Source organism: Janibacter sp. Soil728 (assembly GCF_001428305.1).
Classification (GTDB): domain Bacteria; phylum Actinomycetota; class Actinomycetes; order Actinomycetales; family Dermatophilaceae; genus Janibacter.
The window spans coordinates 41,952-66,386 of sequence record NZ_LMRZ01000006.1; the positions used below are offsets into that span (position 1 = coordinate 41,952).

The window sequence follows — 24,435 nt, forward strand, 5'->3', positions numbered from 1 at the left end:
CGGATCAGGAAGAAGGCTTGGTCAGCTCGCTCTCGATGACATTGGTCCAGGCGTCACCCTTCTTCTCGACCTTGCGCAGGTAGTACGTCTGGTCCGGACCCTGCTTGTCCGAGAAGGACCACGGTCCGCGCGGGCTGTCGACCTCGCCCGTGCTCTTGAGGCCCTCGACGATCTGGTCGCCACCGGTGCCCTTGGCAAGGGCCTTGTCCAGGACCGCCCCCGCGTCGTAGGTCTGCATCGAGTAGACGGTCGGCGGCACCTTGTTGGCCTCCGTGTAGGCCTTGACGAAGGTCTTGTTCTTGTCGTTGTCCAGCTCGGAGGAGTAGTGCAGCGAGGTGAAGATGCCCTCGGCGGACTTGCCCTGGGCCTTGAGCGCCCCACCCTCGGTGAGGAAGCCGGTGGCGTAGAAGGGGATGTCCTCGTGCAGGCCGAGCTGGTCGTACTGCTTGACGAAGGTGACGGCCTCGGCGCCGGCGTAGAAGGCGAAGACGGCCTTCGGCTTGGCGTTGCGCACCTTCTGCAGGTACGGCTGGAAGTTGGTCGTCTTGCCGAAGGGGGTCATCTGGGTCCCGGCGATCTTGCCGCCGCCGGCCACGAAGGACTTCTTGAAGCCGGCGAGGAACTCGTCGCCCGCGGCGTAGTCGGGACCGACGAGGTAGACCTTGCCGTCACCGACCTCCTTGGCGACGTGGCCACCGATGGCCTCGCCGACCTCACCGTTGGAGAAGCTGGTGCGCCACACGTACGGCGAGGCGGACTTGCCCGTGATGTCGTTGGCGCCGGCGTTGGTGATGATGAGCGGCTTCTTGGCCTCGGTGAAGGAGTCGGTCAACCCCAGGGCAACAGCGGAGTTGACGATCCCGACCACGGCGTCGACGGACTCGTCCTGCGCGAGCTTGGTGCCGGCAGGGACACCGTCCTCGGGTCCCGCGCCCTCGTCGACGACCGTCAGCTCGACGTCCTTGCCGCCGAGCTTGTTGTCGTTCTCCTCGAGGTAGAGGCGAAAGCCTGCCTCCATGTCCTTGCCGAGGGGCGCGTAGACGCCGGACTGGGGAACGAGCAGCGCGATCTTGACCTTGCCGTCGTCGCTACCGCCATCACCCCCGCCTCCGGAGAGCGCCGATCCGCCGCAGGCGGAGAGGGCGAGGGTCACGGTGATGGCCAGGGGAAGGGTTCGGGTGGCGCGCATCGAATACTCCAGGGGTGCGGTCTCGTCATTGAGGGCAACGACGGGGCGCAAAGCTCCCGACCCCGTCGTCGGTAGCACCGAGAATGGTCGCATTTTGTTCTACAGTCAATAGTCGTATCGAAACTGTTTCGTAGTAGTTTGAACTCAGGTGGACCTAACTTCGACGACGAAGGGGGGCGCTCCCGCACAGCAGCATCGGGCAGGGGGTGCAGGACCGGGCACCGCGAGGTGCCACCCTGATCAGGACACCGCACGAGGAGACGACAGACGTGAGCACGAAGGTCGATGACATGATCGCCCCGGCCGACGGGGACCGTTCCAGAGCAGCCAGCGCGCGCTCGATGCTGCTGACGATCTTGGGCGAGTTCGTCCACACCCGCGACGGATCCGCGTGGACCGGAACGCTGGTCGCCGCACTGGGCGCCCTTGGCGTCGAGGAGAAGTCGGCGCGGCAGACGATCGCCCGCACGGCGAGCCAGGGAATCATCACGTCCGAGCGTCACGGTCGCCGCGTGCGATGGCAGCTCACCGACACCGGCAGCACCCTGCTCGCCGAGGGCACCGAGCGCATCTACAGCTTCCTGCGCAGCCCACGCACGTGGGACGGGCAGTGGCTCGTCGTGGCGGCAGCCGTCCCGGAGTCGCAACGCAGCACGCGACACAAGTTGCGCACTCGGTTGACCTGGCTGGGCCTGGGCTGCCCGACGCCGGGGATGTGGATCATCCCGGACTCCGACAAGGAGGACGAGGTCCAGGCAGCACTCGCCGACCTCGACCTCGCTGACCGGGCCTTCGCATGGGCGGGCCGCCGCGCCGCGGGCACCGACCCGGCCTCGCTCATCGACGCCGCCTGGGACCTGGTGGAGGTCCGCTCTCGCTACCAGGAGTTCGCGGCCGACTTCACCGAGCGGAGCGTCGACGACGACCCGGCCGCCTTCGCCGCGCAGGTGGAGCTCATCCAGGCCTGGCGCTCCTTCCCCTTCATCGACCCCGACCTGCCCGCCGAGCTGCTCCCCCCGGACTGGCCCGGACCGGCCGCCGCCACCCTCTTCCACACCCGCCGTGACCGCTGGCACCGTCGCGCCCAGCGCGAGTGGGACCGGATGGAGCAGGCAGCCGGCGAGCGCACCTGACCCCGAGTCTGCATTGCCCTATGGCAATGCAGACGAAAGCCCAAGCGAAAGCCCAAGAAGGTGCATTGCCCTATGGCAATGCACCTTCTTGGGCGAGCAGCTGACGGCCGAAGGGGGAGACGCGCGCCCCCCTTCGGCCGTCCGGGCGTGACGTGCCAGAGACCGTCGTAGCGGTCAGAAGCGGTGCGCCTCGACGTCGACGTAGTCGCCGCTCTCCTCCTCGCCCTGGGAGCGGGAGTCAGCGGGTGCCGCCGTCGTGCTCGGGGCCGGGAGGCGGCCCGAGCCCGGGGTACCGACGTGCTTGCGCAGCGTCGCGTCGCTCTCGTTGCCCTTGTAGCCGCGCACCGCGAGCCAGTCGTGCACGTCATCGCGCTGCGGGTGGGTGTCGCGCACGCTGTTGTGCACGTAGTTGATCCCTCGCGAGCGAGCCTCCTGCTCCAGGTGGTCCATGACGAAGGTCCCGACCCCGGCGCCCTGTCGGGCGGAGTCCACGACGAGGGTGATCTCGGCATCGCCACCCCACGTCATGTCGAGGAAGCCGAAGCCGACCACTGCGTCACCGTCCTTGGCGACGAACCAGTCACCGGGCAGGTCGGCCCCGTCGGCGAAGTCGAGGCCGAGGGCCCCGTCCGGGGCGGAGGCGGCGATGCGCGCCTTCTCCGCGTCCCAGACGGGCCCGTCCTCATGCGCCCAGGCGAGCTCGGCGCTCACGCGGACGCCCCCTCGGGCGCGCCCTCCTCCTCGAGGTGGACGTAGTCGTACTCGACCGGCTGGCCGTTGATGCCCGTGGGCGGCTCGGCGATCCAGCTGGCGAACTCGCCCAGCTCGTAGACGGGGACCATGAGCTTGGCGACCTGCGCCCGGTCCTCGTCGGTGGGCAGCCAGTCACCCTCGCGGGCGTCCCAACCAGCGTCGTCGAGGACCTCGCCCTCGGGGCTGACCTTGTGGGTCGAGTAGACGCCGACCTGACGGTGGAAGCCCTCGTGCGGGATGTAGAGGCGCTCCTCGACACCGGCGTCCTCGAGTGCCTGGTTCCAGCGGCGCACGCCGTTCTCGCAGTCGGCGACGTACTCGTCCCGCAGGTCGAGGTTGAGCGCGGAGATCATCGGGACGGTCTTGGTCTTGATCTGACCGTCCTCGACGTAGTTCATCTCACGCTCGTCGTCGAGCAGGGTGTGATCGTCCTTGCGACGCGTCTCCTGCCAGCGACCCTTGAGGCCGGAGGTGTAGTAGTTGCCGGCGTTGGTCGACTGCTCGGAGCCGAAGAGGTCCATCGAGACCGAGTACTGGAAGTTCAGGTACTTCTGGATGATGTCGAGCGGGATGACCCCGTCCTCGAAGGTGGCCTTGCCGCCGTTGGCCTTCATGATCTCGGCGGTCTTCTCCACGGTGCGCTGCACGCCGGTGGTCCCGACGAACATGTGGTGGGCCTCCTCCTTGAGCATGAACTCGCAGGTGCGGGCCAGCGGGTCGAAGCCGCTCTCCTTCAGGGTGCCGAGCTGGTACTTGCCGTCCCGGTCGGTGAAGTAGGTGAACATGAAGAACTGCAGCCAGTCGGTGGTGGCCTCGTTGAAGGCACCCAGGATGCGCGGGTTGTCGTAGTCGCCCGAGTTGCGCTTGAGCAGCTGCTCGGCCTCCTCGCGACCCTCGCGACCGAAGTAGGCGTGGAGCAGGTAGACCATCGCCCAGAGGTGACGGCCCTCCTCGACGTTGACCTGGAAGAGGTTGCGCATGTCGTAGATCGACGGCGCGGTGTTGGCCAGGATGCGCTGCTGCTCGACCGAGGCGGGCTCGGTGTCACCCTGGATGACGATCAGGCGCATCAGCTCGGCGCGGTACTCACCCGGGATCTCCTGCCAGGCGGCCTCGCCCTTGTGCTTGCCGAAGTTGACCTTGCGGTCGGGGTCTCCCTCGGCGAGGAAGATCCCCCAGCGGTACTCCTCCATCGGCACGTGCTCGAAGTGCGCCCAGCCGTCACGGCCGACGGCCACGGCGGTGCGCAGGTAGACGTCCTTGGTGGGCAGCTCGGGGCCGAGGTTCTTCCACCAGTCGAGGAACTTCGGCTGCCACCCCTCGAGCGCGCGCTGCAGGCGACGGTTCTCGTTGAGGTTGACGTTGTTGGGGATGCGCTGGCTGTAATCGATCGGGCTGGTCGGGCCGGTCGGCTCCGGGGCGGACCCGATGCGGTCGTCGGTCGTCGTCATGCTCTCTCCTAAGGTCGCGTCCTTGCGAGGTCTTACCTATGTTCTACACGTCTATACGCGTCACGACAAGACTTTGTGGAATGTTTTCGCTGAGCGTCACGCGCCCAGACGGTCGAGGACAGCCGGGCTGCCCTGGATGGCGGTGCGCTGCAGGTGGGCGTGGACGGCACGCAGGCCGCCCTCCTCCTGGCCCCCACCGGCGCGGCCGGGGCCGCCGTGGACGAGCTGCGGCATCGGGGTGCCGTGCCCGGTGGACTCGGGAGCGCTGTCCCGGTCCAGGACAAGGATCCGACCGTGGAAGGGGGCCGCCCCGGCGATCACGTCCGTCACGAAGTCGGAGTCCGCGGACACGACGGAGCCGGCGAGGCTCCCTTCGCCCCGGGCCAGCAGCTCGACGGCGTGGTCGACGTCGCGGTAGCCGATGAGGGAGCTGACGGGGCCGAAGGCCTCGACCTCGTGCGGCTCGGCCCGGTCTGCGTCGTCGACGCGCACGAGGACCGGCGACATGAAGGCGCCCTTGTCCGCGTCGGCGCCGATGACGTCGACGGTCTCGAGGTCACCGAAGACGATCTGCCCGGCCTGCGCGATGCGCTGGGCCGCGGCGCGCACGTCGTCACGCTGACTGGTCCCGACGAGTGCGCCCATGCGCACCCCCTCTGCTCCCGGGGCTCCGATGCCGATGCCGCCCAGGCGGGCCGCGACGGCCTCGGCCACCGCGTCCATCTGACCGGCGGGCACGAGCGCGCGGCGGATGGCCGTGCACTTCTGGCCGGCCTTGACGGTCATCTCGGTGACGAGCGCCTTCACGAAGAGGTCGAACTCCGGCTCGCCCGGCACCGCGTCGGGGCCGAGGACGGAGGCGTTGAGGCTGTCCGCCTCGGCGTTGAAGTGGGCCGAGCGGCGCGTCACGGCGGCGTCGCCGCGCAGCATCGCGGCCGTGTCCGCGGAGCCGGTGAAGCCGATGTGGTCCTGGCCACCGAGCTCGTCGAAGAGGCCGGGGATCGAGCCGGCGACGATCTGCAGCGCACCCTCGGGGAGCGCGCCCGACTCGATCATCATCCGCACCGCCTCGACGGCGATGTGGGCCGTCGGGGTCGCCGGCTTGACGATCGTGGGGACGCCGGCGAGCAGCGCGGGCGCCAGCTTTTCGAGCATGCCCCACACGGGGAAGTTGAAGGCATTGATCTGCAGCGAGATGCCGTGCGGGCTGGTCAGCACGTGCCGCCCGCCGAAGACGCCCTCCTTGCCCAGCTGGATGAAGTCGTCCTCGACGATGACCGTGCCGTCGGGCAGGCCCTTGCGCCCGAGGGAGGAGTAGACCATCGCGGTGCCGATGCCGCCGTCGACGTCAACGGCGGAATCTCTTGCGGTGCAACCCGATCGGGCGGAGAGCTCGTAGAGCCGGTCCTTGCCCGCCTGCACCGCACCCGCAGCTGCCTTGAGTGCGGCAGCCCGCTCGGGGAAGGTCATCGCGCGAAGGGAGGGACCCCCCTTCGCCTTGGCGTGGGCCACGACGCCACCGAGGTCGATGCCCTCGCTGGACACCCGCGTCACGGTCTCGCCGGTCACGGCGTCGCGGACCTCTCGGCCCTCGCCCGTCCCGGCCACCCAGCGGCCGCCTGCATAGCTCTCGAGGATCTCGCTCATGCTGTCTTCTCCTTGGCGTCGTTCCAGTCGTAGAAGCCGCGTCCGGTCTTGCGGCCGTGGTGGCCCTGCTCGACGAGGTCGATCAGCAGTTGCGGCGGGGCAAAGCGGGGTCCGAGCTCGCGCTCGAGATAGCGGGCGATGCCCAGGCGCACGTCGAGTCCGACGAGGTCGGTCAGCCTGAGCGGTCCCATGGGGTGGCCGTAGCCGAGCGACATGGCGGCGTCGATGTCCTCCGCGGAGGCGACACCGGCCTCGAGCATGCGGATGGCCTCCAGACCGATCGCGACGCCAAGGCGGCTGCTGGCGAAGCCCGGCGAGTCGGCGACGACGACCGGCGTCTTGCCCAGGCCCTCGCTCACCCACTCGACGGCGCGCTCGCGCCAGACCTCGTCGGTGGCCGTCGCGATGACGATCTCGACGAGCTTGCTCGCGGGGACGGGGTTGAAGAAGTGCAGTCCGAGGAGGCGCTCCGGGTGACGAAGGGAGGTCGCCAGGGCGTCGAGGGAGATGCTCGAGGTGTTGGTGGCCAGCGCGGCGTCGTCGGCGATGACCGCCTCGACCCGCTGGAGGGTGTCGCGCTTGAGCTGCTCGTCCTCCGGGACGGCCTCGATGACCAGGCCGCAGTCAGCCAGGTCAGCCGCATCGGTCGTCGTCGTCAGGCGGCTCATGGGCTCGCCGGCATCGGCGAGCTTGCCCCGCTCGACGCTCTTGTCGCAGGATCGCTGGACGCGCTCGCGGGCGGAGGTCGCAGCGGGCTCGTCACGCTCGAGGAGGACGACGGCGCTGCCGGCGAGCAGCAGGCCGTGGACGATGCCGGCGCCCATCTGGCCACCGCCGACCACGCCCGTCATCAGTGGGATGTTGCCGTCGGTCATGCCAGGCCTCCAGTTGCGTCGATGATGTCGCCGGTGATCCATGCGGCGTCCGCGCTGAGCAGCAGGGCGATGACGCCAGCGATGTCCTCGGGCGTGCCGAGTCGGCGCATCGCATTGCTCCCGGCCATCGCCTCGATGGCCTTGTCGCTCGTGACCGAGTGCAGGTACTCGGTGTCGGTCGCACCGGGGCGCACGACGTTGACCGTCACACCACGCTTGGCGACCTCCTTGGCGGCCACCCGGCTTGCTGCCTCGAGGCCGGCCTTGGCGGCCGCGTAGGTGCTCTGCCGGGCCGGTGCCACGCGGGCGGCGACGCTGGAGACCATGACGATCCGGCCACCGTCGGCGACGCGCTTGGTCGCCTCACGCAGCACGAGCAGCGCAGAGACGAGGTTGAGAGAGAGCGATTGGTTGATCTGCTCGCTCGTCAGCTCGGTGATGCGGGGATAGTCCCAGCCGCCGACACAGTCGACGACGATGGTCAGCTCGCCCTGCTCCTGCGCCGCATCGAAGGCTGCGATGACCCCCTCCTCGGTGGTCGCGTCGACCGCGATCGCGCGCACGCGGTCACCGAGCTCGGCCACCAACGCCTCGGCCCGCTCGGGGTGAGAGTGGTGGGTGATGGTCACGTCATGGTCCGCCGCGAGGCGACGGGTCACTGCCGCGCCGATCCCTCCGGCTCCGCCCAGTACCAGGGCAGTAGTCATCTTCGACTCCCTTCGTCGGACACCAACATGCCACATATTGATGTCGCCACGCTAGATCAGTTGTAGAACTTTTGTTTGGCTGTCGGCCTCACCTGCGCGAGAGGAGCGATCGCGACGGCCCCATGGACGAAGCGGGGACTCTCCCTTCGTCCGTGGTCACGTGATGAGACGATGGCCACATGAGCGAGGAGCAGCAGCAGGCAGACAACCGCAAGCGGCCGACGACGGACGAGTTCCGGGCCTTCGTGGCGCAGGACTGGGCGGAGCGGTCCACCGACCTCCCCGCGCTGACCGAGGCCGCGAAGCGGGCGGCGCAGCGGCGGGCAACGGTCTCCGCGGCACACCAGGGCGAGCGTCTGGTCATCCCCGCCGGCGGGCTCAAGGTGCGCAGCAACGACTCCGACTACGTCTTCCGGCCACACTCCGCCTTCGCCCACCTCACCGGCCTCGGCGCCGACCGCGAGCCGGACGCCGTGCTCGTCATGGAGCCGCTCGGCGGACCCGACGAGGACGCCGGCCACGAGGCCTCCCTCTACTTCCGCCCGCTGGCCCCGCGCGACTCCGAGGAGTTCTTCGGCGACTCGCGCTACGGCGAGTTCTGGGTCGGGGCGCGCGCCTCCATCGAGGACGTCGAGTCCGAGCTGGGCCTGACCGGCCGGCACGTCGAGCAGCTCGAGGACGCGGTCGGCAAGGACGCCGGCCAGCTCACCGTGCGCATGGTCCGCGACGCCGACACCGCACTCACCGCCCGTCTGGACACCGTGCGCGTCCAAGGTGGAGCGAGCGAGGAGTCGCTGGCCGAGACCGACGCCGCACTCGCCCACGGCCTGTCCCACCTGCGGATGATCAAGGACGACTGGGAGATCGAGCAGATGCAGCAGGCGGTCGACGCCACGCGCACCGGCTTCGAGGCCGTCATCCGCGAGCTGCCGTCCCTGCCCGAGCGGGGGCGCGGCGAACGTTGGGTCGAGGGGACCTTCGGTCTCGTCGCCCGGCACGAGGGCAACGGCGTCGGCTACGACTCGATCTGCGCCTCGGGCGACCACGCCAACACGCTGCACTGGATCAAGAACACCGGCGACGTGAAGGCCGACGACCTCATCCTGCTCGACGCCGGCGTCGAGCTCGACTCGCTCTTCACCGCCGACATCACCCGCACCCTGCCGGTGAGCGGCACCTTCGACGACACCCAGCGCGAGATCCACGAGGCCGTCGTCGCCGCGCAGGCCGCCGGGATCGCCGCGGTCAAGCCGGGCGCGAAGTTCTCGGATGTCCACGCCGCATCCATCCGCGTCATCGCCGAGCACCTGCACGCGTGGGGCCTGCTGCCCGACGGCGTCTCGGTCGAGGACACCCTCGACACCGAGCACGGCCAGTACCACCGCCGCTGGATGGTGCACGGCACGAGCCACCACCTCGGCATCGACGTCCACGACTGTGCCCTCGCCACCCGCGAGGAGTACATGGACGCCGAGCTGGCCCCCGGCATGGTCCTCACCGTCGAGCCGGGCCTGTACTTCAAGGCCGACGACCTCAAGGTGCCCGAGCGCTTCCGCGGCATCGGCGTGCGCCTCGAGGACGACGTCGTCGTCACCGACGAGGGCTGTCGCAACCTCTCCGGCGAGTGGCCGCACTCGGCCGACGAGATCGAGGCGTGGATCAAGGACGTCCAGAGCCGCTGAGCCCACAGGACCTGCATTGCCATAGGGCAATGCAGGTTCTGGGTGTGGGCGAGTCAGCCCGTCGGACGGCGTGACCACACCCCGGGCGAAGGGGGAGGACGGCGAGAGTTCTCCTCTTCACCCTTGGGCAGGCCTTGGCGCCACTGGCTCGGGCTACAGCCGTACTGCTCGGCGAACCAGCCGGAGAAGCTGCTCAGGGTGGCGAAGCCGAGCTCGTCAGCGACCTCGGTCAGGAGACGGCCCCCTGCGCGAAGGGACCTCTCGGCCTGCTGCCGCCGCACGTCGCGGACGACAGAGGTGAAGGACCACCCCTCGTGCTCCAGCCACCGGTTGACGGTGCGCCGGTCCACGCCGAGGCTGGCGGCCACACGGGGCGCAGAGCACCGACCGGTCGGCAGCAGGACGGTCACGAGGCTGCGGACCTGATCGGTGCGCGACTCGGTGGCGACCGGCGCGACCGACTCGAGATAGCGCCGGGCGTAGGCGCGCCGCTGCGGGTCCTCCTCGGCCTGGACGGCGCGAAGATCCCGGGTGCGGACGAGGACGGCGTCCTCGTCCGCCGAGAACTCGACGCCGGCACTGAAGAGCTGCTCGTACTCGCTCACGTCCTCCGGCGCGCGGTGGCGCAGCCGCAGTGCGAGGTCGGGCGGCTGCGTCCCCGACCGTGAGGCGGCGAGCGACCGGAGCACGCCCGCGGCGAGATCGCTCGCCTGGTGCAGGGGCGTCCCCGACGCCACGTGGAACCGGATGATCGCCCGGGTCCACTCGCCCTCGTCACGCATCACCAGCCTCAGCGCCTCGTTGTAGGACGGCCAGAACCGACCCAGGAGGTCCAGCGCGCCTTCGAGCGTGGACTCGGCCTGAAGCGCGAGGCTCACCGGCCCCAACGAGGAGAGGGCGCGGACCCGCGACATCCGCAGTCCCAGGGTGGGGCATCCCGCGGTACGCGCCGCTGACTCCAAGGTCGCCATGATCGCGTCCGCGCCGGCCCAGGAGTCCGGTTGGTCCAGCAAGGCCGGGTCGAGCCCATGGGCTCGCATCGTCGCGAGGGGGTCGACACCGGCGGGGCGGCACACCTCGACGAAGCCGGACAGGGCGGCGTACCTCGCGCGTGGTTCACGACGGGTCATGTCCCAAAACACTAAACCTGATGTCCCATCTCGGCAAACATGGGGTTCGCGGCCGCTCTACGTTCGGTGTCAGACAACAACGACGTGGTCAGGAGTGCTCATGGCACAGGCAGTGATCTTCGAACGCACGGGGGGGCCCGAGGTCCTCCAGCTCGTCGACACCCAGGTCGGCGAGCCCGGGGCCGGTCAGGTGCGGGTCAGGCACGAGGCCGTCGGCCTCAACTTCGCCGACACCTACTTCCGCACCGGTCTCTACCCGGCCCCCCTGCCCAACGGCATGGGAGTCGAGGCGGCCGGAGTCGTCGAGGAGGTCGGGCCCGGAGTCCTCGACATCGTGCGGGGCGACCGGGTGACCTACACCGGCTCCCCCCTCGGCGCCTACAGCACCGAGCGGGTCATGCCGGCCGACACGCTCATCAAGCTCCCCGACGCGATCCCCACGGAGACAGCAGCGGGCATGACCATGCGCGGCCTGACGGCCTCGTACCTCCTGCGGCGCATCCATCCCGGTCTCGGCGCCGGAGACTCCGTCGTGCTGCACGCGGCCGCCGGCGGTGTTGGTCTGATCGTCTGCCAGTGGGCGCGCCTGCTGGGCATCCGCGTGATCGGCGTCGTCTCCACGCAGGAGAAGGCCGAGGTCGCCCGCGCCTTCGGCGCGGCCGAGACGATCGTCCACCGGAGCGAGGACGTCGAGAAGCGGGTGCGTGAGCTGACCGACGGCGAAGGGGTCCCGGTGGTCTTCGACAGCGTCGGCCAGGCGACCTTCGACACCTCCCTGCGCTGCCTGTCTCGTCGCGGGCTGCTCGTCTGCTTCGGGACGGCTTCCGGACCCATCCCACCGATCAACGCCGTGGACCTGGCCACTCGAGGGTCGCTCTTCGTCACCCGCCCGGCCCTTGCCGACTACATCGCCGACCCCGCCGAGCGGGCCGAGCTGGCCGGCGAGCTCTTCGGTCATGTCGCCGCCGGTGACATCCGGATCGACATCAACCAGCGGTACCCGCTCGCGGAAGCCGCTCGTGCCCACCGCGATCTCGAGGCCGGCCTCTCGGTCGGCTCGTCGATCCTCACCCTCTGACATCTGAAGGAACGGAGACAACGATGTCCTCCCCCACCTCTTCCCCTCCCCGGACCGCAGCACCCACGACCGCTCCCCTCCCTGCGGACTGGCAGGTCGTCCGGCTCAGCGGATCCCTCGGCGCCGAGCTGCGCGGCGTCGACCTCGGCGCGGTGAGCCGCGACGACGACGCCTTCGCGAGCCTCTACCGGCTGCTCCTGGAGCACAAGGTGCTCTTCTTCCGGGACCAGGCGATGACCCGCGCCGAGCACGTCGCCCTCGGCCAGCGGCTCGGCCCGCTCGAGGACCACCCCGTCGCCCCGAGCGACGAGGAGCACCCCGGCCTGGTCCGGATCTACAAGGATGCGGGAGCTGCTCCCGACCGGTACGAGAACTCCTTCCACTCCGACGGGTCGTGGCGGGCCGAGCCCTCCAAGGCCTCGATCCTCAAGTGCGTCGAGTGCCCGCCCGTGGGTGGCGACACCATCTGGGTGGACATGGTCCGTGCGCTCGCCGACCTCCCAGCCTCGGTCCGCGACACGATCGCCGACCTGCGGGCGAAGCACAGCATCGAGGCCACCTTCGGCGCGGTCCTGCCCCCGGAGCGGCGACACGCCCTCGCCGCCACCCACCCGGACGCGGAGCACCCGGTGGTGCGCACCCACCCGGAGACCGGGGAGCAGATCCTCTACGTCAACTCCTTCACCACCCACCTGGTGAACTTCCACACCCCGGAGCGCGTGCAGCACGGCACCGACTTCGCCCAGGGGGCCAGCGACCTCCTGCAGCACCTCAAGTCCCGGGCCCTGGTCCCCGAGTACCAGATCCGTTGGCGGTGGGAGCCGGGCAGCGTCGCCATCTGGGACAACCGGTCCACCCAGCACTACGCCGTCATGGACTACTGGCCGGCCGCGCGCCGGATGGAGCGTGCCGGGGTCCAGGGCGACCGCCCCTTCTGATCCGGCTGCACGCCACCCGCGGCACCCCCCCTTCGTCACACCCACCCAGCACCACACACCCAAGGAGAACCCCATGCACTTCGTCGACGACGCGCTCTTCCCCGAGCTGCAGGACAAGATGGTCATCACCGCCGCCCCGTACGGCCCCGAGTGGGAGCCGGACGACTTCCCGGGTGACATCGCGGTCACCATGGAGGAGCAGATCCGCAAGGGCGTGGACTGCTTCAACGCCGGGGCCACGGTCCTGCACATCCACTGCCGCGAGCTCGACGGCAAGGGCTCGAAGCGGATGTCGCAGTTCAACGAGCTGCTCGCCGGCCTGCGTGCCGCGGTGCCCGAGATGATCCTGCAGGTCGGTGGGTCGATCTCCTTCGCCCCCGAGGGCGACGGCGCCGACGCCAAGTGGCTCTCCGACGACACCCGGCACATGCTGGCCGAGCTCGACCCCAAGCCCGACCAGGTGACGATCGCCATCAACACCAACCAGATGAACATCATGGAGCTGATGACCGAGAGCGACATCGAGGGCACCTCGATGCAGCGCCCCGAGCTCGCCGAGACCTACCGCAACATGACGGTCCCGGCCAACCCCGAGTGGGTCGCCGAGCACCTCAAGCGACTGCGCGCGAGCGGCATCCAGCCGCACTTCCAGCTCGCCAACGTCGCCCAGCTCGAGACCGTCGACCGCCTCGTCCGCCGCGGCACCTACCTGGGCCCGCTCAACATCACCTGGGTCGCCATCGGTGGCGGCTTCGACGGACCGAGCCCGTACAACATGATGGAGTTCATCCGCCGCGTCCCCGACGGCGCCAGCCTGACCCTGGAGTCGATCCAGCGCAATGTGCTGCCGATCAACGCCATGGCTACCGCGATGGGCCTGCACACCCGCTGCGGCAACGAGGACACCCTCTGGGGTCGCAAGGGTGAGCACGCCACCTCCGTCCAGCAGATCGAGCAGATCGTCCGCCTCTGCACCGAGCTGGGGCGCGAGGTCGCCACCGCGGAGGAGGCCCGCGAGATCTACCAGATCGGTACGTGGTTCGACGACGTCGACGAGACCCTCCACCACCTCGGCCTGCCGCCGAACCGCCGCCCGGGCCAGCGCGGCTTCCTCATGCACGGGCGCCCCGTGTCGGAGCCGACCGACGCTCCGTTGCCGACGCTGGAGCCGGCACTCGCCTGACGGCGGGTCCGTAGGAAGGCAAGGACAATGGCGTCCATCGCACTCGACACTCGACCCTCGATCGCCGCACCCCGGCGAACCAGCCCACGCTGGTTCGTCTGGGCGGTCTTCGCCCTGACCTTCGGTCTCCTCCTCTCGGACTACATGTCCCGACAGGTGGTCTCGGCGATCTTCCCCGCGCTCAAGGCGGAGTGGGCCCTGTCGGACACTCGTCTGGCGGCCCTCAACAGCGTGGTGAGCCTCAGCGTCGCCCTGCTGGCCATCCCCCTCTCGGTGGTCGGCGATCGGCTGGGTCGGGCCCGCGCGGTCGGCGCCATGGCGCTCATCTGGAGCCTGGCCACGCTCGCCTCCGGTCTGGCGGCCAGCTACGGGCAGCTGCTCGCTGCTCGGGTCGTCGTCGGAGTGGGCGAGGCGGCATACGGCAGCATCGGGCTCGCCGTGCTCCTCACGGTGTTCTCGGCCAAGTCCCGGTCGACGCTGACCGCTGCCTTCCTGGCAGGCGGGTCCTTCGGCTCGGTCCTGGGGGTCGTGGTCGGCGGAGCCATCGCCGATGCGTTCGGATGGCGAGCCGCCTTCTTCGTCCTCGGCGTCGCCGGCATCGTCCTCACGGGGCTCTACACCGTGACGATCACCGACCGCCGCCTGCGGGAGCACGCACACCCGGAGCAGCAGGTCGTCTCCGCGGCCGAGTCCGTGGAGACCCGGCGACGGTTCCTCACGCTCGTGTCCACCCCGTCGGTGATTGCCGCCTACCTGGCGAGTGGGCTCCACCTCCTCGTCCTGGGAGCCCTCTTCGCCTGGCTGCCGAGCTTCTTCGTCCGGGACTACGCCGTCTCGGCCACCGCGGCGGGCTCTCTGGCCGGACTCGTCGTCCTGGTGGTCGCGATCGGGATGATCACGACCGGCGCCATCACCGATCGGGTCAGCAGGACCGTCCCCGCGCGCAAGTGGGAGGCACCCATGGTCTTCAGCTTCATCGCCATGGTCGCGCTGCTCCTCGCGTTCCGTCTCCCGAGCGGCCCGCTCCAGGTCGGGGTCCTGTGCGTGGGCGCCTTCTTCTGCGCCGGGCTCGCCGGGCCGGCCGGAGCGCTCGTGGCCAACCTGACCCCGTCGTCGATCCATGCCACCGCGTTCGCCACCCTCTCGCTCGCCAACAACCTGCTCGGGCTGGCCGCGGGTCCGCTGATCGTCGGCCTGCTGGCTGACCGCATGGGTCTCTCGGCAGCGCTCGGGCTGGTCCCGCTCGTGTCCATCGCGGTCATCGGGCTGCTCTGGTGGGGCCGATCCCGCTTCCAGGCGAGCCTGGACAAGGTGGGCGCGCCGGCGCAGGTGGACGCCCGATGACGCCGCACGTCGTCATGGTGCCCGGTCTGCGTGGAGACACCCCCACCCACTGGCAGCAGGTCCTCACGCCCGCGCTCGGCGCCACCCACCTGCCCACCCACCGCGCACCGGACGACCTCGCCGGGCGCACGGCCGACATCACGGCGTCGATCGAGTCACGCGAGGGCCCTGTCCTCCTCGTGGGCCACAGCGCCGGGGTCCTGACGATCCTGCACTGGGCCCAGGCTGCGGGGGCCGGGCTGACGGGCCGGGTACATGCCGCGCTCCTCGTCACGCCACCCACGCTCGAGCGTGAGCTGCCTGAGGCCTACCCCCGTCTGGAGGAGCTGCGCCGAACCGGCTGGTTGCCCCTCCCCGCGGGCCCCCTCCCCTTCGACAGCACCGTGCTCGTCAGCGACGACGACCCACTCGGACCGCCCGAGGAGGTCGAGGCCCTGGCCGGGCAATGGGGCTCGAGCGTCCTCGGGGCGGGCCCGGTCGGGCACGCCAACCCGGCAGCCGGGTTCGGCGACTGGCCCTTCGTCGCCGAGTGCATCCGGGCCGTCGGAGCGGGGGTGCAGGTGCACTGAGCCGAGCCGAGCCCACACCCAGGACGTGCATTGCCATAGGGCAATGCACGTCCTGGGTGTGGGCGAGTCAACAGCCGGACGACCTGACCACACCACGGGCGAAGGGGGAAGATGGCGGGAGTTTCCCCCCCTTCGCCCAACGAGAGGTCCTGCGCATGTCCACCAAGACGGTCCCCGGCAACTACTTCGAGGACTTCTCGATCGGTCAGCAGATCCGGCACGCGACGCCGCGCACGGTGACCGACGGCGACATCGCGCTCTACACCGGCCTCTACGGGCCGCGGTTCGCCGCGACGAGCGCGTCCACCTTCGCCGAGTCGATGGGCTTCGAGCGGATGCCGGTCGACAGCCTGCTCGCCTTCCACCTCGTCTTCGGCAAGTCGGTGCCCGACATCAGCCTCAACGCCGTCGCCAACCTCGGCTACGCGGGCGGCCGCTTCGGGGCGCCGCTGCACGTTGGCGACACCGTGACGACCAGCTCCACGGTCATCGGGCTCAAGGAGAACTCCAACGGCAGGACGGGCGTCGTCTACGTCAACTCCGTCGGCGTCAACCAGCGCGGCGAGATGGTCGTCGACTACGTCCGCTGGGTCATGGTGCACAAGAAGGACCCGGCCTCCCCCGCCCCCGAGACGGTCATCCCCGACCTCCCGGGCGCCGTTGCGGCAGAAGACCTCCTGGTGCCCTTCGACCTCACCGGGCGCGAGTACGACGTCGAGCTCGCGGGCTCCCCCTTCGTCTGGGACGACTACGAGGTCGGTGAGCGGATCGACCACATCGACGGCATGACCATCGAGGAGTCGGACCACATGCTCGCCACGCGGCTCTACCAGAACACCGCGAAGGTCCACTTCAACCAGCACGCGCAGTCCCAGAGCAAGATCGGCCGGCGGCTGATCTACGGCGGCCACATCATCAGCCTCGCGCGTGGCCTGTCCTTCAACGGTCTGGCCAACGGTCAGATGGTCGCCGCGATCAACGCCGGCGCGCACGCCAACCCGACCTTCGCCGGCGACACGATCTATGCCTGGTCCGAGGTCCTCGAGCGGATCGAGCTGCCCGGCCGCACCGACGTCGCCGCGCTGCGCCTGCGCACCGTCGCGACCAAGGACACCCCGTGCGCCGAGTTCCCCTACAAGGGCGAGGACGGCAAGTACCTGCCCGAGGTCGTGCTCGACCTCGACTACACGGTCCTGATGCCCCGACGCTGAGCGAAGGGGGGCGGCTCAGCGGGCGAAGACCTCCAGCAGCAGGGCGTGCTCGACCGCAGGGTCGCCGACGGCCTCCGCGCCGCCGCCCAGGATGTTGCCGAGCAGCTCGGCCGGCTGGGGGAAGCTCTCGGGCAGGGCTGCGTTGTAGAGCCGGTGCTCCTCGAGCGACTCGACGGCGTCCTCGAGGTGCCCGGTGACGTCGACGTAGTGCGTGGGCGTGGGACCCGAGACGACGGCGACCGCACGGACCTTCCACGGCTCGAGCCCGTCGGCGACGAGGTCGGTGAAGATCCACCGGTTGCCGGCGTCGGCGGTCGCGTCCAGCGTCGCGAGCCCCACCGCACGGTGGTCGGCCTGGTTGAGGTTGCCGGTGGAGAAGGTCTCGGCATGGGTCAGCGTGAGGACGAGGTCTGGCCGCGCCCGCCGGATGGCTGCCGCGATGTCGCGTCGCAGCGGGACGCCGTACTCGATGACGCCGTCGTTGTGGTCACCGAACTCGACCGTGTCGACACCGACGACCGAGGCACTCGCACGCTCCTCGTCCGCGCGGGCCGGGGCGGCGTCGACCGGGTCCATGGTGTCGATGCCCGCCTCCCCGCGGGTCAGCAGGTAGTAGCTCACCCGCTTGCCGGCAGCGGTCCATCTCGCGACGGCCGCAGCCATCCCGTACTCGATGTCATCGGGGTGCGCGACGACGCACAGGACGGAGTCGAAGGTGTTTTCATCGAGGGCGGCCAGGGCGGACTGGGTGGTCACGCTCCAGACGCTAGCGGCCAGGAGGACGAAGGGTGTGGTCGGCGCGCATCAAACCGAAGTCCGGTACGACAACATGAGACGAACGACGACGAAGGGACTTCGGCGCGCGCCGACCACGCCCCTTCGCCCGACGGACGAGAACTCAGCTCCGCGGGTCCTGCGGTCCGACCTGCCCCGGCTGACCGGGCTGACCGGGCTGACGCCGATCGAACTCGGCCCGCGCCCGCTCCTGGTTGCGACGCAGCTGCTCCTGCGCGGCGCGCATGGGGTCCAGCTCCGCGAGCAGCTCACGCGCGGCGTGCACGTGCTTGTGCTCGGTGAAGACCTCGTAGCGCGAGGCGACGACCTGACTGATCGAGGTGAAGTCGCGCTGGCCGCCGGTGGACCGGTACCCGAGGTAGGCCCAGACCGCCCCGAAGGCGGCGCCGATGAGGACGGTGGAGAGCATGCGCGCAAGGATGCCTTCGCCGCCGTCGAACATCGTGAAGACCAGTCCGACGAAGACACCGATCCAGACGCCCGAGAGCAGGCCGCCGAGCACGACCTTGCCGCTGGTGAGTCGCCCGCGCACCCGCTCGATCTGCTTGAGGTCGGTGCCGACGATCATGACGTCCTGGACCGGGAAATCCTTGTCGGCCAGGTAGTCGACCGCTCGCTGCGCCTCGGCATAGGTGTCGAAAGTGTCCAGCGACATCGGGTACTCGAGCCGCAGGTGCTGCTGCATCGGTGCGTTCATGTGCGGCTGGGTGCTCATGCCTCCAGTGTCCCATCCTTGCCTGTCAGTACGACACAGGCCATGACAGGGCCGAAGGGGGTCTGGCAGGGTGTCGAGGCATGACCGGTGCCTCGCTCCTGCCCACGACGACCCGGCGGCTGGACCGCAGCACCGCGATCCGACAGGCCCGAGGCCGTGTCCCGTCCCTCGTCACCGGCGTCGTCCGCGACGGGGAGCTCGTGCACTCGTGCGCCCGAGGGAGCTTCGCGCCGGACGTCGACCCACTGCAGGTGCAGTACCGCATCGGGTCGATCACCAAGACCTTCGTCGCCGTCGCGGTGATGCGCCTGCGGGACGCGGGACGGTTGGGGCTGGACACCCCGATCGGCGACCACGTGCCGGGCACCCCCTTCGCCTCCGTGACGATCGCCCAGCTGCTCACCCACACCGGTGGTGTGTCGGCCGAGCTGCCCGGCGCGTGGTGGGAGCGTTCCCCCGGACCCGACCGCGTGGGTCTGCACGAGGCGATGCGCAGCGGCACGGTCCTCGCCCGCGCCGGACGGCATGTGCACTACTCCAACCTCGGCTTCGCAGTCCTCGGCGATCTCGTCGAGAGGCTCACCGACCGCCCGTGGCACGAGGTCGTCACCGACGAGATCCTCGCGCCGCTCGGGATGTCGCGGACGACGGCGCTGCCGGTCGCCCCCTCCGCCACCGGGTATGCCGTCCACCCGCACGCCGACGTGCTCCTGCCCGAGGCGGTCCAGGACGCCCGGGCGATGGGACCGGCCGGTCAGCTGTGGTCGACGGTGCCCGACCTCGGACGATGGGCCGCCTTCGTCGCCGGCGACACCGGCGAGGTCCTCTCCCCCGACTCGCTCGAGGAGATGTGCGAGCCGGTCGCCGCCACGGAGGGCAACGACGGCTCGCGCACCCGTGGACTGGGCTTCGAGATCGTCCGGGAGCGTGGTCGGCTTGTCACCGGGCACGGCGGGTCGATGCCCGGCTTCCAAGCGAGCCTGCGGGTGGATCGGGCGACGCGCACCGGCGTGGTCATGGTCCTCAATGCCACCACCGCCGGCGAGGCACAGGACGCCGAGGACCCCTTCGACGTCCTCGACGAGTGCGAGCCCCGTCTGCCGGATGCGTGGTTCGCGCAGGACGCAGTTCCGCGTGACCTGCTCGCGCTCACGGGGTCGTGGTTCTGGGGCACCTCCGAGGGAGTGCTGCGCCTGCTGCCCGACGGCTGGCTGCAGCTCGACTCGGTCTCGGGGATGATGCCACCCAGCCGATTCCGCCCGACCGGCGAGGACACCTGGGTGGGCCTGCACCGCTACTTCCGCGGCGAGACCCTGCGGGTGGTGCGGGACGCGCACGGCGCGGCCACCCACCTCGACATCGGGACCTTCGTCCTCACCCGGCGCCCCTACGAGCCCGGTGACGTGATCCCGGGTGGCATGCACGAAGGGGGCTGGCCCACCACCTAGGTGCGGGCCAACCCCCTTCGTCTGCCGGACTCAGCGCTTGGCGGGGTAGTCCTTCAGGATGGACTTGCCGATGATCATCTTCTGGATCTCGGCGGTGCCCTCACCGATGAGCAGCATCGGGGCCTCGCGGTAGAGGCGCTCGATCTCGTACTCCTTGGTGTAGCCGAAGCCACCGTGGATCCGGAAGGACTGCTCGACGACATCGGCGCAGTACTCGGCGGCCATGTACTTGGCCATGCCGGCCTCGAGGTCGTTGCGCTCGCCCTTGTCCTTCAGGCGGGCGGCCTTGACCATCAGCTGGTGACCGGCCTCGACCTTGGCGGCCATGTCGGCGATGCGGAAGAGGATGCCCTGGTGCTCGATGATCTTCTTGCCGAAGGTCTCGCGCTGCTGGGCGTACTCGATGCCCAGCTCGAAGGCGCGCATCATCAGGCCGCACGCCCGCGAGGCGACGTTGACCCGACCGACCTCGACGCCGTCCATCATCTGGTAGAAGCCCTTGCCGGGCTCGCCGCCGAGCAGCTGCGCGGTGGTGGTCTTGTGGTTGTCGAAGATCAGCTCGGTCGTGTCGACTCCCTTGTAGCCCATCTTCTCGATCTTGCCGGGGACCGTGACGCCCTGCGCGGTCTCGCCGAAGCCCTCGGTCTTGTCGATGAGGAAGGTCGACATGTTCTTGTACGGCCCCTCGGCACCGGTGTCGGTGCGGCACAGGACGGCGACGAGGTTGGAGGAGCCACCGTTGGTCAGCCACATCTTCTGACCGTTGATGACCCACTCGTCACCCTCACCCTTGACGGCCTTGGTCTTGATGGCGGAGACGTCGGAGCCGAGCGCGGGCTCGCTCATCGAGAAGGCGCCGCGGATCTCACCGGTGGCCATCTTGGGCAGGTAGTGCTGCTTCTGCTCCTCGGTGCCGTGCTTGAGGATCATGTACGCCACGATGAAGTGGGTGTTGATGATGCCGGAGACCGGCATCCAGCCGCGGGCGATCTCCTCGACGCACAGGGCGTAGGTCAGCAGCGACTCGCCGAGACCGCCGAACTCCTCGGGGATCATCAGACCGAAGATCCCCATCTCCTTCATCTGGTCGACGATCTTCTGCGGGTACTCGTCAGCGTGCTCGAGCTCCTGCGCGACAGGGATGATCTGCTCGTCGACGAACTCCTTGACCAGCTTGAGCAGGTCCTGCTGCTCCTCGGTCAGTCCGTCGGTCGTCTGCAGTCGGGACATGCGTCCACCTTCGTTGTTCGGGGTGCGGGGTTTTGCGCCAGTATCCCAGCGCGCCACTTCCCTTGCCATGGTGTCCACGGGTGTCCTCTGCCACGCGGGCACGACGAAGGGGGAGGAGCGGCTGCTCCTCCCCCTTCGAGACCTTGGGCGGTCGCGCGATCGTCGTGGGCTCAGTAGACCCAGACGAGGCGGTTGTTGGGCATCCAGTTGTTCGCCCAGATGGCGTTCATCGCGGCATTGGAGACCCGGCAGCAACCGTGCGAGGCCGGGTAGGCCGGCACGCTGGAGTAGCCGTGCACGGCGATGCCGCCGTTGAAGTAGACCGGGCGGTACAGCGCCCCGAGCGGGCCGTAGTCCATGCCGTTGACCCTGCGGAAGAAACGGTAGCGGCCCGTCGGCGTCGTGGCCGTGTGCCACCGACCGCCCTGGTAGTAGCGCTTGCCACTGCCGGTGCTCGTGTTGAAGACCCACGCGGTGCGGCCGTTGAGCACGAGGCGAAGCACCTGACGCGTGAGGTCGACCTCGATGGCATTGCCGCTCGTGGTGCGGCACCGGGGACGGGTGAGGCGGTCGATCCTCGCCCAGGTGACCGGACCGCAGACGCCGTCGCGGGTCATCCCGTAGTTCTTCTGCACGGTCATGACGGCCTGCATCGTCGTGTCGCCGTACTCGCCGTCACTTCCCGAGTGCCAGTAGCCGTTGGCCCGCAGCTTGATCTGCAGCTCCTTGACGGCGGCGCCCTTGCTGCCCGGCTTGAGCAGCGGGTGCGAGCTCGCCGGGGGATCGGCCGGCTCGGGGTCGGTGGGCTCCGGGTCCGGCGGCGGCGTCGACCCGGACAGGCCGATGACGACATCCCAGGTCCGGGGTCCGACGACGCCGTCCTTGACGAGGTGGTGGTCACCCTGGAGCTTGACGACCGCGGTATGGGTCTGCCGACCGAAGATGCCGTCGGCCGGTCCGGGCGAGTAGCCGCCGGCCGTCAGCCGACGCTGGAGGCCGGCCACGACGAGGCCGCGGTCGCCCAGCTTGATGGTGCGGCGGGTCGCCGCAGCTGCGGGCACGAAGAATCCAGCGCCCGTGACTGCCGTGACGGATGCCGCGGCCAGCCCCCCGCGCATGAGCAGTCGACGGTGGGGCGAGGGCTCCACGTCGAGCATGGCGTGACGTGCTTCGTAGGTGCTCATCTGAAGTTTTCCTATTCCTCCGTGGAGAGCCCCCTGAAGCCCCCCTTTCACCCTCAGACGCACCAGCACGAGATGTGGTTGCCCGGGATCAGCGAGATCTTACGGGCAACCACATCTCGATCAGGTCACGAGCGTGCGGAGATGACCTCGTGGGTCGCCAGGACCCGACGCGCGATGTCGACGTGCAGGTTCTCGATCATCTTGCCGTTGAAGGTGACGACACCCTTCCCGGCACCGTCCTCCCACGCCTGCAGGATCCCCTGCGCCTCCTCGACCGCCGCCTCGCTCGGGGCGAAGGTCGTGTTGCAGACCTCGACCTGACCCGGGTGGATCAGGGTCTTGCCGTCGAAGCCCATGTCGCGGCCCTGCTCGCACTCCGCGGTGAAGCCCTCGAGGTCCTTGACCGCGTTGTACACGCCGTCGAGGACCGCGATGCCGGCCTCGCGAGCGGCCAGCAGCGACCACGACAGAGCGGTGAGAAGGGGGGCGCGCCCGGGGACGTGGTCGGCCTGCAGCTCCTTGACCAGGTCGTTGGTCCCCATGACGAAGGCGACGAGCCGGTCGGAGGCCTGCGCGATCTCACGGATGTTGAAGATCGCGGCGGGCGTCTCGATCATCGCCCAGAGCTTGGTGTGCTCGGGGGCGCCGGCGGCCTCCATCGCCGCGACGAGCTGACGCACCTCGTCGGCCGAGTTGACCTTGGGCACGACGATGCCGTGCGGACCGGCCTTCGACGCGGCCGCGATGTCCTCGTCGTGCCACTGGGTGCCGATGCCGTTGACCCGGATCGTCAGCTCACGGTCGCCGTACTCACCGGACTGCACTGCGGCACAGGCGGCCTCGCGCGCGGCGGGCTTGTCGTCGGGACCGACGGCGTCCTCGAGGTCGAGGATCAGGGCGTCGACCGGGAGGGTCTTGGCCTTGTCCAGCGCACGCGCGTTGGAGCTCGGCATGTAGAGGACCGAGCGACGAGGGGTGTAGGTGCTCTCGGTCATGGCTCAGGCCTTCGCGTAGAGCTCGGCGAGCTCCGGGTCGTTGGCCGACAGCCGCTCGGCGAGCTCGAGGATGACCATGCACTGCTTCCAGGAGGCGTCGTCCTCCATCTTGCCGTCGATCATCACGGCGCCGGCGCCGTCAGGCATGGCCTCCTTGACACGGCGGGCATGCGTGACGTCCTCCGCGGAGGGGCTGAAGACCTTCTTCGCGATCTCGATCTGCACCGGGTGCAGGCTCCACGCGCCGACGCAGCCGAGGAGGAAGGCGTTGCGGAACTGGTCCTCGCAGGCGACCGTGTCCTTGATGTCGCCGAAGGGCCCGTAGAAGGGGAAGATGCCGTGCATCGCGCAGGCGTCGACCATGCGCGAGATCGTGTAGTGCCACAGGTCCTGCTGGAAGACGGTGCGCTGCCCCTGGTAGTCCGGGACACCGTCGGCGCCCTTGGTCGGGTCCTGACGCACGAGGTAGCCGGGGTGGCCTCCACCGACGCGGGTGGTCTTCATCCGGCGGTCGGCCGCGAGGTCGGCCGGGCCGAGCGAGATGCCCTGCATCCGCGGGCTCGCGCCGGCGATCGCCTCGACATTGGCGACACCGCGAGCCGTCTCGAGGATCGCGTGGATCATGATCGGGCGCTGGACGCCCCCCTTCGCCTCGAGCTGCGCGAGGATGCGGTCCACGTAGTGGATGTCCTCGGGGCCCTGGACCTTGGGCACCATGATGACGTCGAGCTTGTCGCCGACCTCGGTCACCAAGGTGGTCAGGTCGTCGAGGACCCACGGGCTGTCGAGGGCGTTGACGCGGGTCCACAGCTGGGTGTGCTCACCGAAGTCGACCTCCTTGGCGATCTTGACCAGACCGGCCCGGGCGGCTTCCTTCTTGTCCGCGACGACGGCGTCCTCGAGGTTGCCCAGGAGCACGTCGGAGACGCCGACCATGGCGGGGACCTTGGCCGCCATCTTCTCGTTGCTCGGGTCGAAGAAGTGGATCATCCGGCTGGGCCGGGCGGGCACCTCACGGACGGGCGTGGGGGCACCCACGGCCAGTGGGGTGAAGAAGTCCTTGGCGCTGCGCATGTGTGGCGAGTCCTCTCAGGGGGAGCGAAGGGGGAATCTCCGCGAAACCTAGCAAGCGGCCTCCCCCACTGGTTATGACGGAGACCACCCACCCCCGAGCCACA

The 24,435-nt window shown here is 69.6% G+C and carries 22 protein-coding genes; 9 read left to right on the top strand and 13 right to left on the bottom strand.

The genetic code is table 11. The annotated features are described in order from the left end of the window. Positions 1-4: 4 nt before the first annotated feature. Complete coding sequence (locus tag ASG73_RS13425; RefSeq protein WP_055996216.1) at positions 5-1,189, bottom strand: ABC transporter substrate-binding protein; 1,185 nt, start codon at positions 1,187-1,189, stop codon at positions 5-7. Positions 1,190-1,458: 269 nt separating this feature from the next. Between ASG73_RS13425 and ASG73_RS13430 the strand changes: the two genes are divergently transcribed. After that, positions 1,459-2,322, top strand: a complete 864-nt coding sequence (locus ASG73_RS13430; protein ID WP_200946856.1) for a PaaX family transcriptional regulator — start codon at positions 1,459-1,461, stop codon at positions 2,320-2,322. A 174-nt stretch (positions 2,323-2,496) separates the two neighbouring features. Here ASG73_RS13430 and ASG73_RS13435 read toward each other — a convergent pair whose 3' ends face one another. The 5 genes from ASG73_RS13435 to ASG73_RS13455 all read right to left on the bottom strand — a co-directional run bounded on the left by ASG73_RS13435 (position 2,497) and on the right by ASG73_RS13455 (position 7,755). Then, complete coding sequence (locus tag ASG73_RS13435) at positions 2,497-3,033, bottom strand: GNAT family N-acetyltransferase (protein WP_055996219.1); 537 nt, start codon at positions 3,031-3,033, stop codon at positions 2,497-2,499. Further along, entirely contained in the window at positions 3,030-4,526 is a 1,497-nt protein-coding gene (gene boxB, locus ASG73_RS13440) for a benzoyl-CoA 2,3-epoxidase subunit BoxB (RefSeq protein WP_055996222.1), read from the bottom strand. Before boxB ends, ASG73_RS13435 begins: the two co-directional genes overlap by 4 nt. A 96-nt stretch (positions 4,527-4,622) precedes the next feature. Then, entirely contained in the window at positions 4,623-6,173 is a 1,551-nt protein-coding gene (paaZ, locus tag ASG73_RS13445; protein WP_055996225.1) for a phenylacetic acid degradation bifunctional protein PaaZ, read from the bottom strand. Continuing rightward, positions 6,170-7,048: a 3-hydroxyacyl-CoA dehydrogenase family protein gene (locus ASG73_RS13450; protein WP_055996229.1), complete on the bottom strand. Its 879-nt coding sequence runs from the start codon at positions 7,046-7,048 to the stop codon at positions 6,170-6,172. The genes paaZ and ASG73_RS13450 overlap by 4 nt, the downstream gene beginning before the upstream one ends. Further along, positions 7,045-7,755, bottom strand: coding sequence for an SDR family NAD(P)-dependent oxidoreductase (locus ASG73_RS13455; protein ID WP_162253991.1), 711 nt, complete (start codon positions 7,753-7,755; stop codon positions 7,045-7,047). The genes ASG73_RS13450 and ASG73_RS13455 overlap by 4 nt, the downstream gene beginning before the upstream one ends. 179 nt (positions 7,756-7,934) lie before the next feature. On the opposite strand from ASG73_RS13455, the gene ASG73_RS13460 reads away from it, so the two are divergent. Next, positions 7,935-9,437, top strand: coding sequence for an aminopeptidase P family protein (locus ASG73_RS13460; RefSeq protein WP_055996235.1), 1,503 nt, complete (start codon positions 7,935-7,937; stop codon positions 9,435-9,437). A 53-nt stretch (positions 9,438-9,490) separates the two neighbouring features. Here ASG73_RS13460 and ASG73_RS13465 read toward each other — a convergent pair whose 3' ends face one another. Continuing rightward, entirely contained in the window at positions 9,491-10,567 is a 1,077-nt protein-coding gene (locus ASG73_RS13465) for an AraC family transcriptional regulator (RefSeq protein ID WP_055996238.1), read from the bottom strand. A gap of 100 nt (positions 10,568-10,667) precedes the next feature. Here ASG73_RS13465 and ASG73_RS13470 point away from each other — a divergent pair, with 100 nt between their 5' ends. The 6 genes from ASG73_RS13470 to ASG73_RS13495 all read left to right on the top strand — a co-directional run bounded on the left by ASG73_RS13470 (position 10,668) and on the right by ASG73_RS13495 (position 16,890). Then, on the top strand, positions 10,668-11,645 hold the full coding sequence (locus tag ASG73_RS13470) for a quinone oxidoreductase family protein (protein ID WP_055996240.1): 978 nt from the start codon (positions 10,668-10,670) through the stop codon (positions 11,643-11,645). Between the two features lie 23 nt (positions 11,646-11,668). Beyond that, entirely contained in the window at positions 11,669-12,583 is a 915-nt protein-coding gene (locus ASG73_RS13475; RefSeq protein WP_055996243.1) for a TauD/TfdA dioxygenase family protein, read from the top strand. Positions 12,584-12,656: 73 nt separating this feature from the next. Next, on the top strand, positions 12,657-13,766 hold the full coding sequence (locus ASG73_RS13480) for a 3-keto-5-aminohexanoate cleavage protein (RefSeq protein WP_055996246.1): 1,110 nt from the start codon (positions 12,657-12,659) through the stop codon (positions 13,764-13,766). Positions 13,767-13,793: 27 nt separating this feature from the next. After that, the gene (locus ASG73_RS13485) at positions 13,794-15,110 is read left to right on the top strand and encodes an MFS transporter (RefSeq protein WP_055996249.1); all 1,317 of its coding nucleotides are present in this window, start codon (positions 13,794-13,796) and stop codon (positions 15,108-15,110) included. After that, on the top strand, positions 15,107-15,679 hold the full coding sequence (locus ASG73_RS13490; RefSeq protein WP_055996253.1) for an RBBP9/YdeN family alpha/beta hydrolase: 573 nt from the start codon (positions 15,107-15,109) through the stop codon (positions 15,677-15,679). Before ASG73_RS13485 ends, ASG73_RS13490 begins: the two co-directional genes overlap by 4 nt. A 155-nt stretch (positions 15,680-15,834) precedes the next feature. Further along, positions 15,835-16,890, top strand: coding sequence for a MaoC family dehydratase (locus ASG73_RS13495; protein WP_055996255.1), 1,056 nt, complete (start codon positions 15,835-15,837; stop codon positions 16,888-16,890). Between the two features lie 15 nt (positions 16,891-16,905). On the opposite strand, the gene ASG73_RS13500 is transcribed toward ASG73_RS13495, so the two are convergent. Next, positions 16,906-17,646: a PIG-L deacetylase family protein gene (locus tag ASG73_RS13500; protein WP_055996258.1), complete on the bottom strand. Its 741-nt coding sequence runs from the start codon at positions 17,644-17,646 to the stop codon at positions 16,906-16,908. Between the two features lie 142 nt (positions 17,647-17,788). Beyond that, a complete protein-coding gene (locus ASG73_RS13505) occupies positions 17,789-18,400 on the bottom strand; it encodes a general stress protein (RefSeq protein ID WP_055996261.1) in 612 nt (203 codons plus the stop codon). 80 nt (positions 18,401-18,480) lie between these two features. Between ASG73_RS13505 and ASG73_RS13510 the strand changes: the two genes are divergently transcribed. Continuing rightward, positions 18,481-19,848 (top strand): serine hydrolase domain-containing protein, encoded by a 1,368-nt coding sequence (locus tag ASG73_RS13510; protein ID WP_055996264.1) that lies wholly within the window; start codon positions 18,481-18,483, stop codon positions 19,846-19,848. Between the two features lie 30 nt (positions 19,849-19,878). Here ASG73_RS13510 and ASG73_RS13515 read toward each other — a convergent pair whose 3' ends face one another. From ASG73_RS13515 to ASG73_RS13530, 4 genes are all read right to left on the bottom strand, one after another. Next, positions 19,879-21,078: an acyl-CoA dehydrogenase family protein gene (locus ASG73_RS13515; protein ID WP_055996268.1), complete on the bottom strand. Its 1,200-nt coding sequence runs from the start codon at positions 21,076-21,078 to the stop codon at positions 19,879-19,881. A 170-nt stretch (positions 21,079-21,248) separates the two neighbouring features. Continuing rightward, entirely contained in the window at positions 21,249-22,262 is a 1,014-nt protein-coding gene (locus tag ASG73_RS13520; RefSeq protein WP_055996271.1) for a L,D-transpeptidase family protein, read from the bottom strand. Positions 22,263-22,387: 125 nt separating this feature from the next. Continuing rightward, the gene (locus tag ASG73_RS13525; RefSeq protein ID WP_055996274.1) at positions 22,388-23,257 is read right to left on the bottom strand and encodes an HpcH/HpaI aldolase/citrate lyase family protein; all 870 of its coding nucleotides are present in this window, start codon (positions 23,255-23,257) and stop codon (positions 22,388-22,390) included. Between the two features lie 3 nt (positions 23,258-23,260). After that, positions 23,261-24,331 (bottom strand): HpcH/HpaI aldolase/citrate lyase family protein, encoded by a 1,071-nt coding sequence (locus ASG73_RS13530; RefSeq protein ID WP_055996277.1) that lies wholly within the window; start codon positions 24,329-24,331, stop codon positions 23,261-23,263. Positions 24,332-24,435: the final 104 nt, after the last annotated feature.

Excerpts from the sequence above, each read along its gene's own strand:
- ASG73_RS13425 (WP_055996216.1), bottom strand. The coding sequence starts at position 1,189 with ATGCGCGCCACCCGAACCCTTCCCCTGGCCATCACCGTGACCCTCGCC.
- boxB (WP_055996222.1), bottom strand. The coding sequence starts at position 4,526 with ATGACGACGACCGACGACCGCATCGGGTCCGCCCCGGAGCCGACCGGC.
- paaZ (WP_055996225.1), bottom strand. The coding sequence starts at position 6,173 with ATGAGCGAGATCCTCGAGAGCTATGCAGGCGGCCGCTGGGTGGCCGGG.
- ASG73_RS13450 (WP_055996229.1), bottom strand. The coding sequence starts at position 7,048 with ATGACCGACGGCAACATCCCACTGATGACGGGCGTGGTCGGCGGTGGC.
- ASG73_RS13455 (WP_162253991.1), bottom strand. The coding sequence starts at position 7,755 with ATGACTACTGCCCTGGTACTGGGCGGAGCCGGAGGGATCGGCGCGGCA.
- ASG73_RS13460 (WP_055996235.1), top strand. The coding sequence starts at position 7,935 with ATGAGCGAGGAGCAGCAGCAGGCAGACAACCGCAAGCGGCCGACGACG.
- ASG73_RS13465 (WP_055996238.1), bottom strand. The coding sequence starts at position 10,567 with ATGACCCGTCGTGAACCACGCGCGAGGTACGCCGCCCTGTCCGGCTTC.
- ASG73_RS13470 (WP_055996240.1), top strand. The coding sequence starts at position 10,668 with ATGGCACAGGCAGTGATCTTCGAACGCACGGGGGGGCCCGAGGTCCTC.
- ASG73_RS13475 (WP_055996243.1), top strand. The coding sequence starts at position 11,669 with ATGTCCTCCCCCACCTCTTCCCCTCCCCGGACCGCAGCACCCACGACC.
- ASG73_RS13480 (WP_055996246.1), top strand. The coding sequence starts at position 12,657 with ATGCACTTCGTCGACGACGCGCTCTTCCCCGAGCTGCAGGACAAGATG.
- ASG73_RS13485 (WP_055996249.1), top strand. The coding sequence starts at position 13,794 with ATGGCGTCCATCGCACTCGACACTCGACCCTCGATCGCCGCACCCCGG.
- ASG73_RS13490 (WP_055996253.1), top strand. The coding sequence starts at position 15,107 with ATGACGCCGCACGTCGTCATGGTGCCCGGTCTGCGTGGAGACACCCCC.
- ASG73_RS13495 (WP_055996255.1), top strand. The coding sequence starts at position 15,835 with ATGTCCACCAAGACGGTCCCCGGCAACTACTTCGAGGACTTCTCGATC.
- ASG73_RS13505 (WP_055996261.1), bottom strand. The coding sequence starts at position 18,400 with ATGAGCACCCAGCCGCACATGAACGCACCGATGCAGCAGCACCTGCGG.
- ASG73_RS13510 (WP_055996264.1), top strand. The coding sequence starts at position 18,481 with ATGACCGGTGCCTCGCTCCTGCCCACGACGACCCGGCGGCTGGACCGC.
- ASG73_RS13515 (WP_055996268.1), bottom strand. The coding sequence starts at position 21,078 with ATGTCCCGACTGCAGACGACCGACGGACTGACCGAGGAGCAGCAGGAC.
- ASG73_RS13520 (WP_055996271.1), bottom strand. The coding sequence starts at position 22,262 with ATGAGCACCTACGAAGCACGTCACGCCATGCTCGACGTGGAGCCCTCG.
- ASG73_RS13525 (WP_055996274.1), bottom strand. The coding sequence starts at position 23,257 with ATGACCGAGAGCACCTACACCCCTCGTCGCTCGGTCCTCTACATGCCG.
- ASG73_RS13530 (WP_055996277.1), bottom strand. The coding sequence starts at position 24,331 with ATGCGCAGCGCCAAGGACTTCTTCACCCCACTGGCCGTGGGTGCCCCC.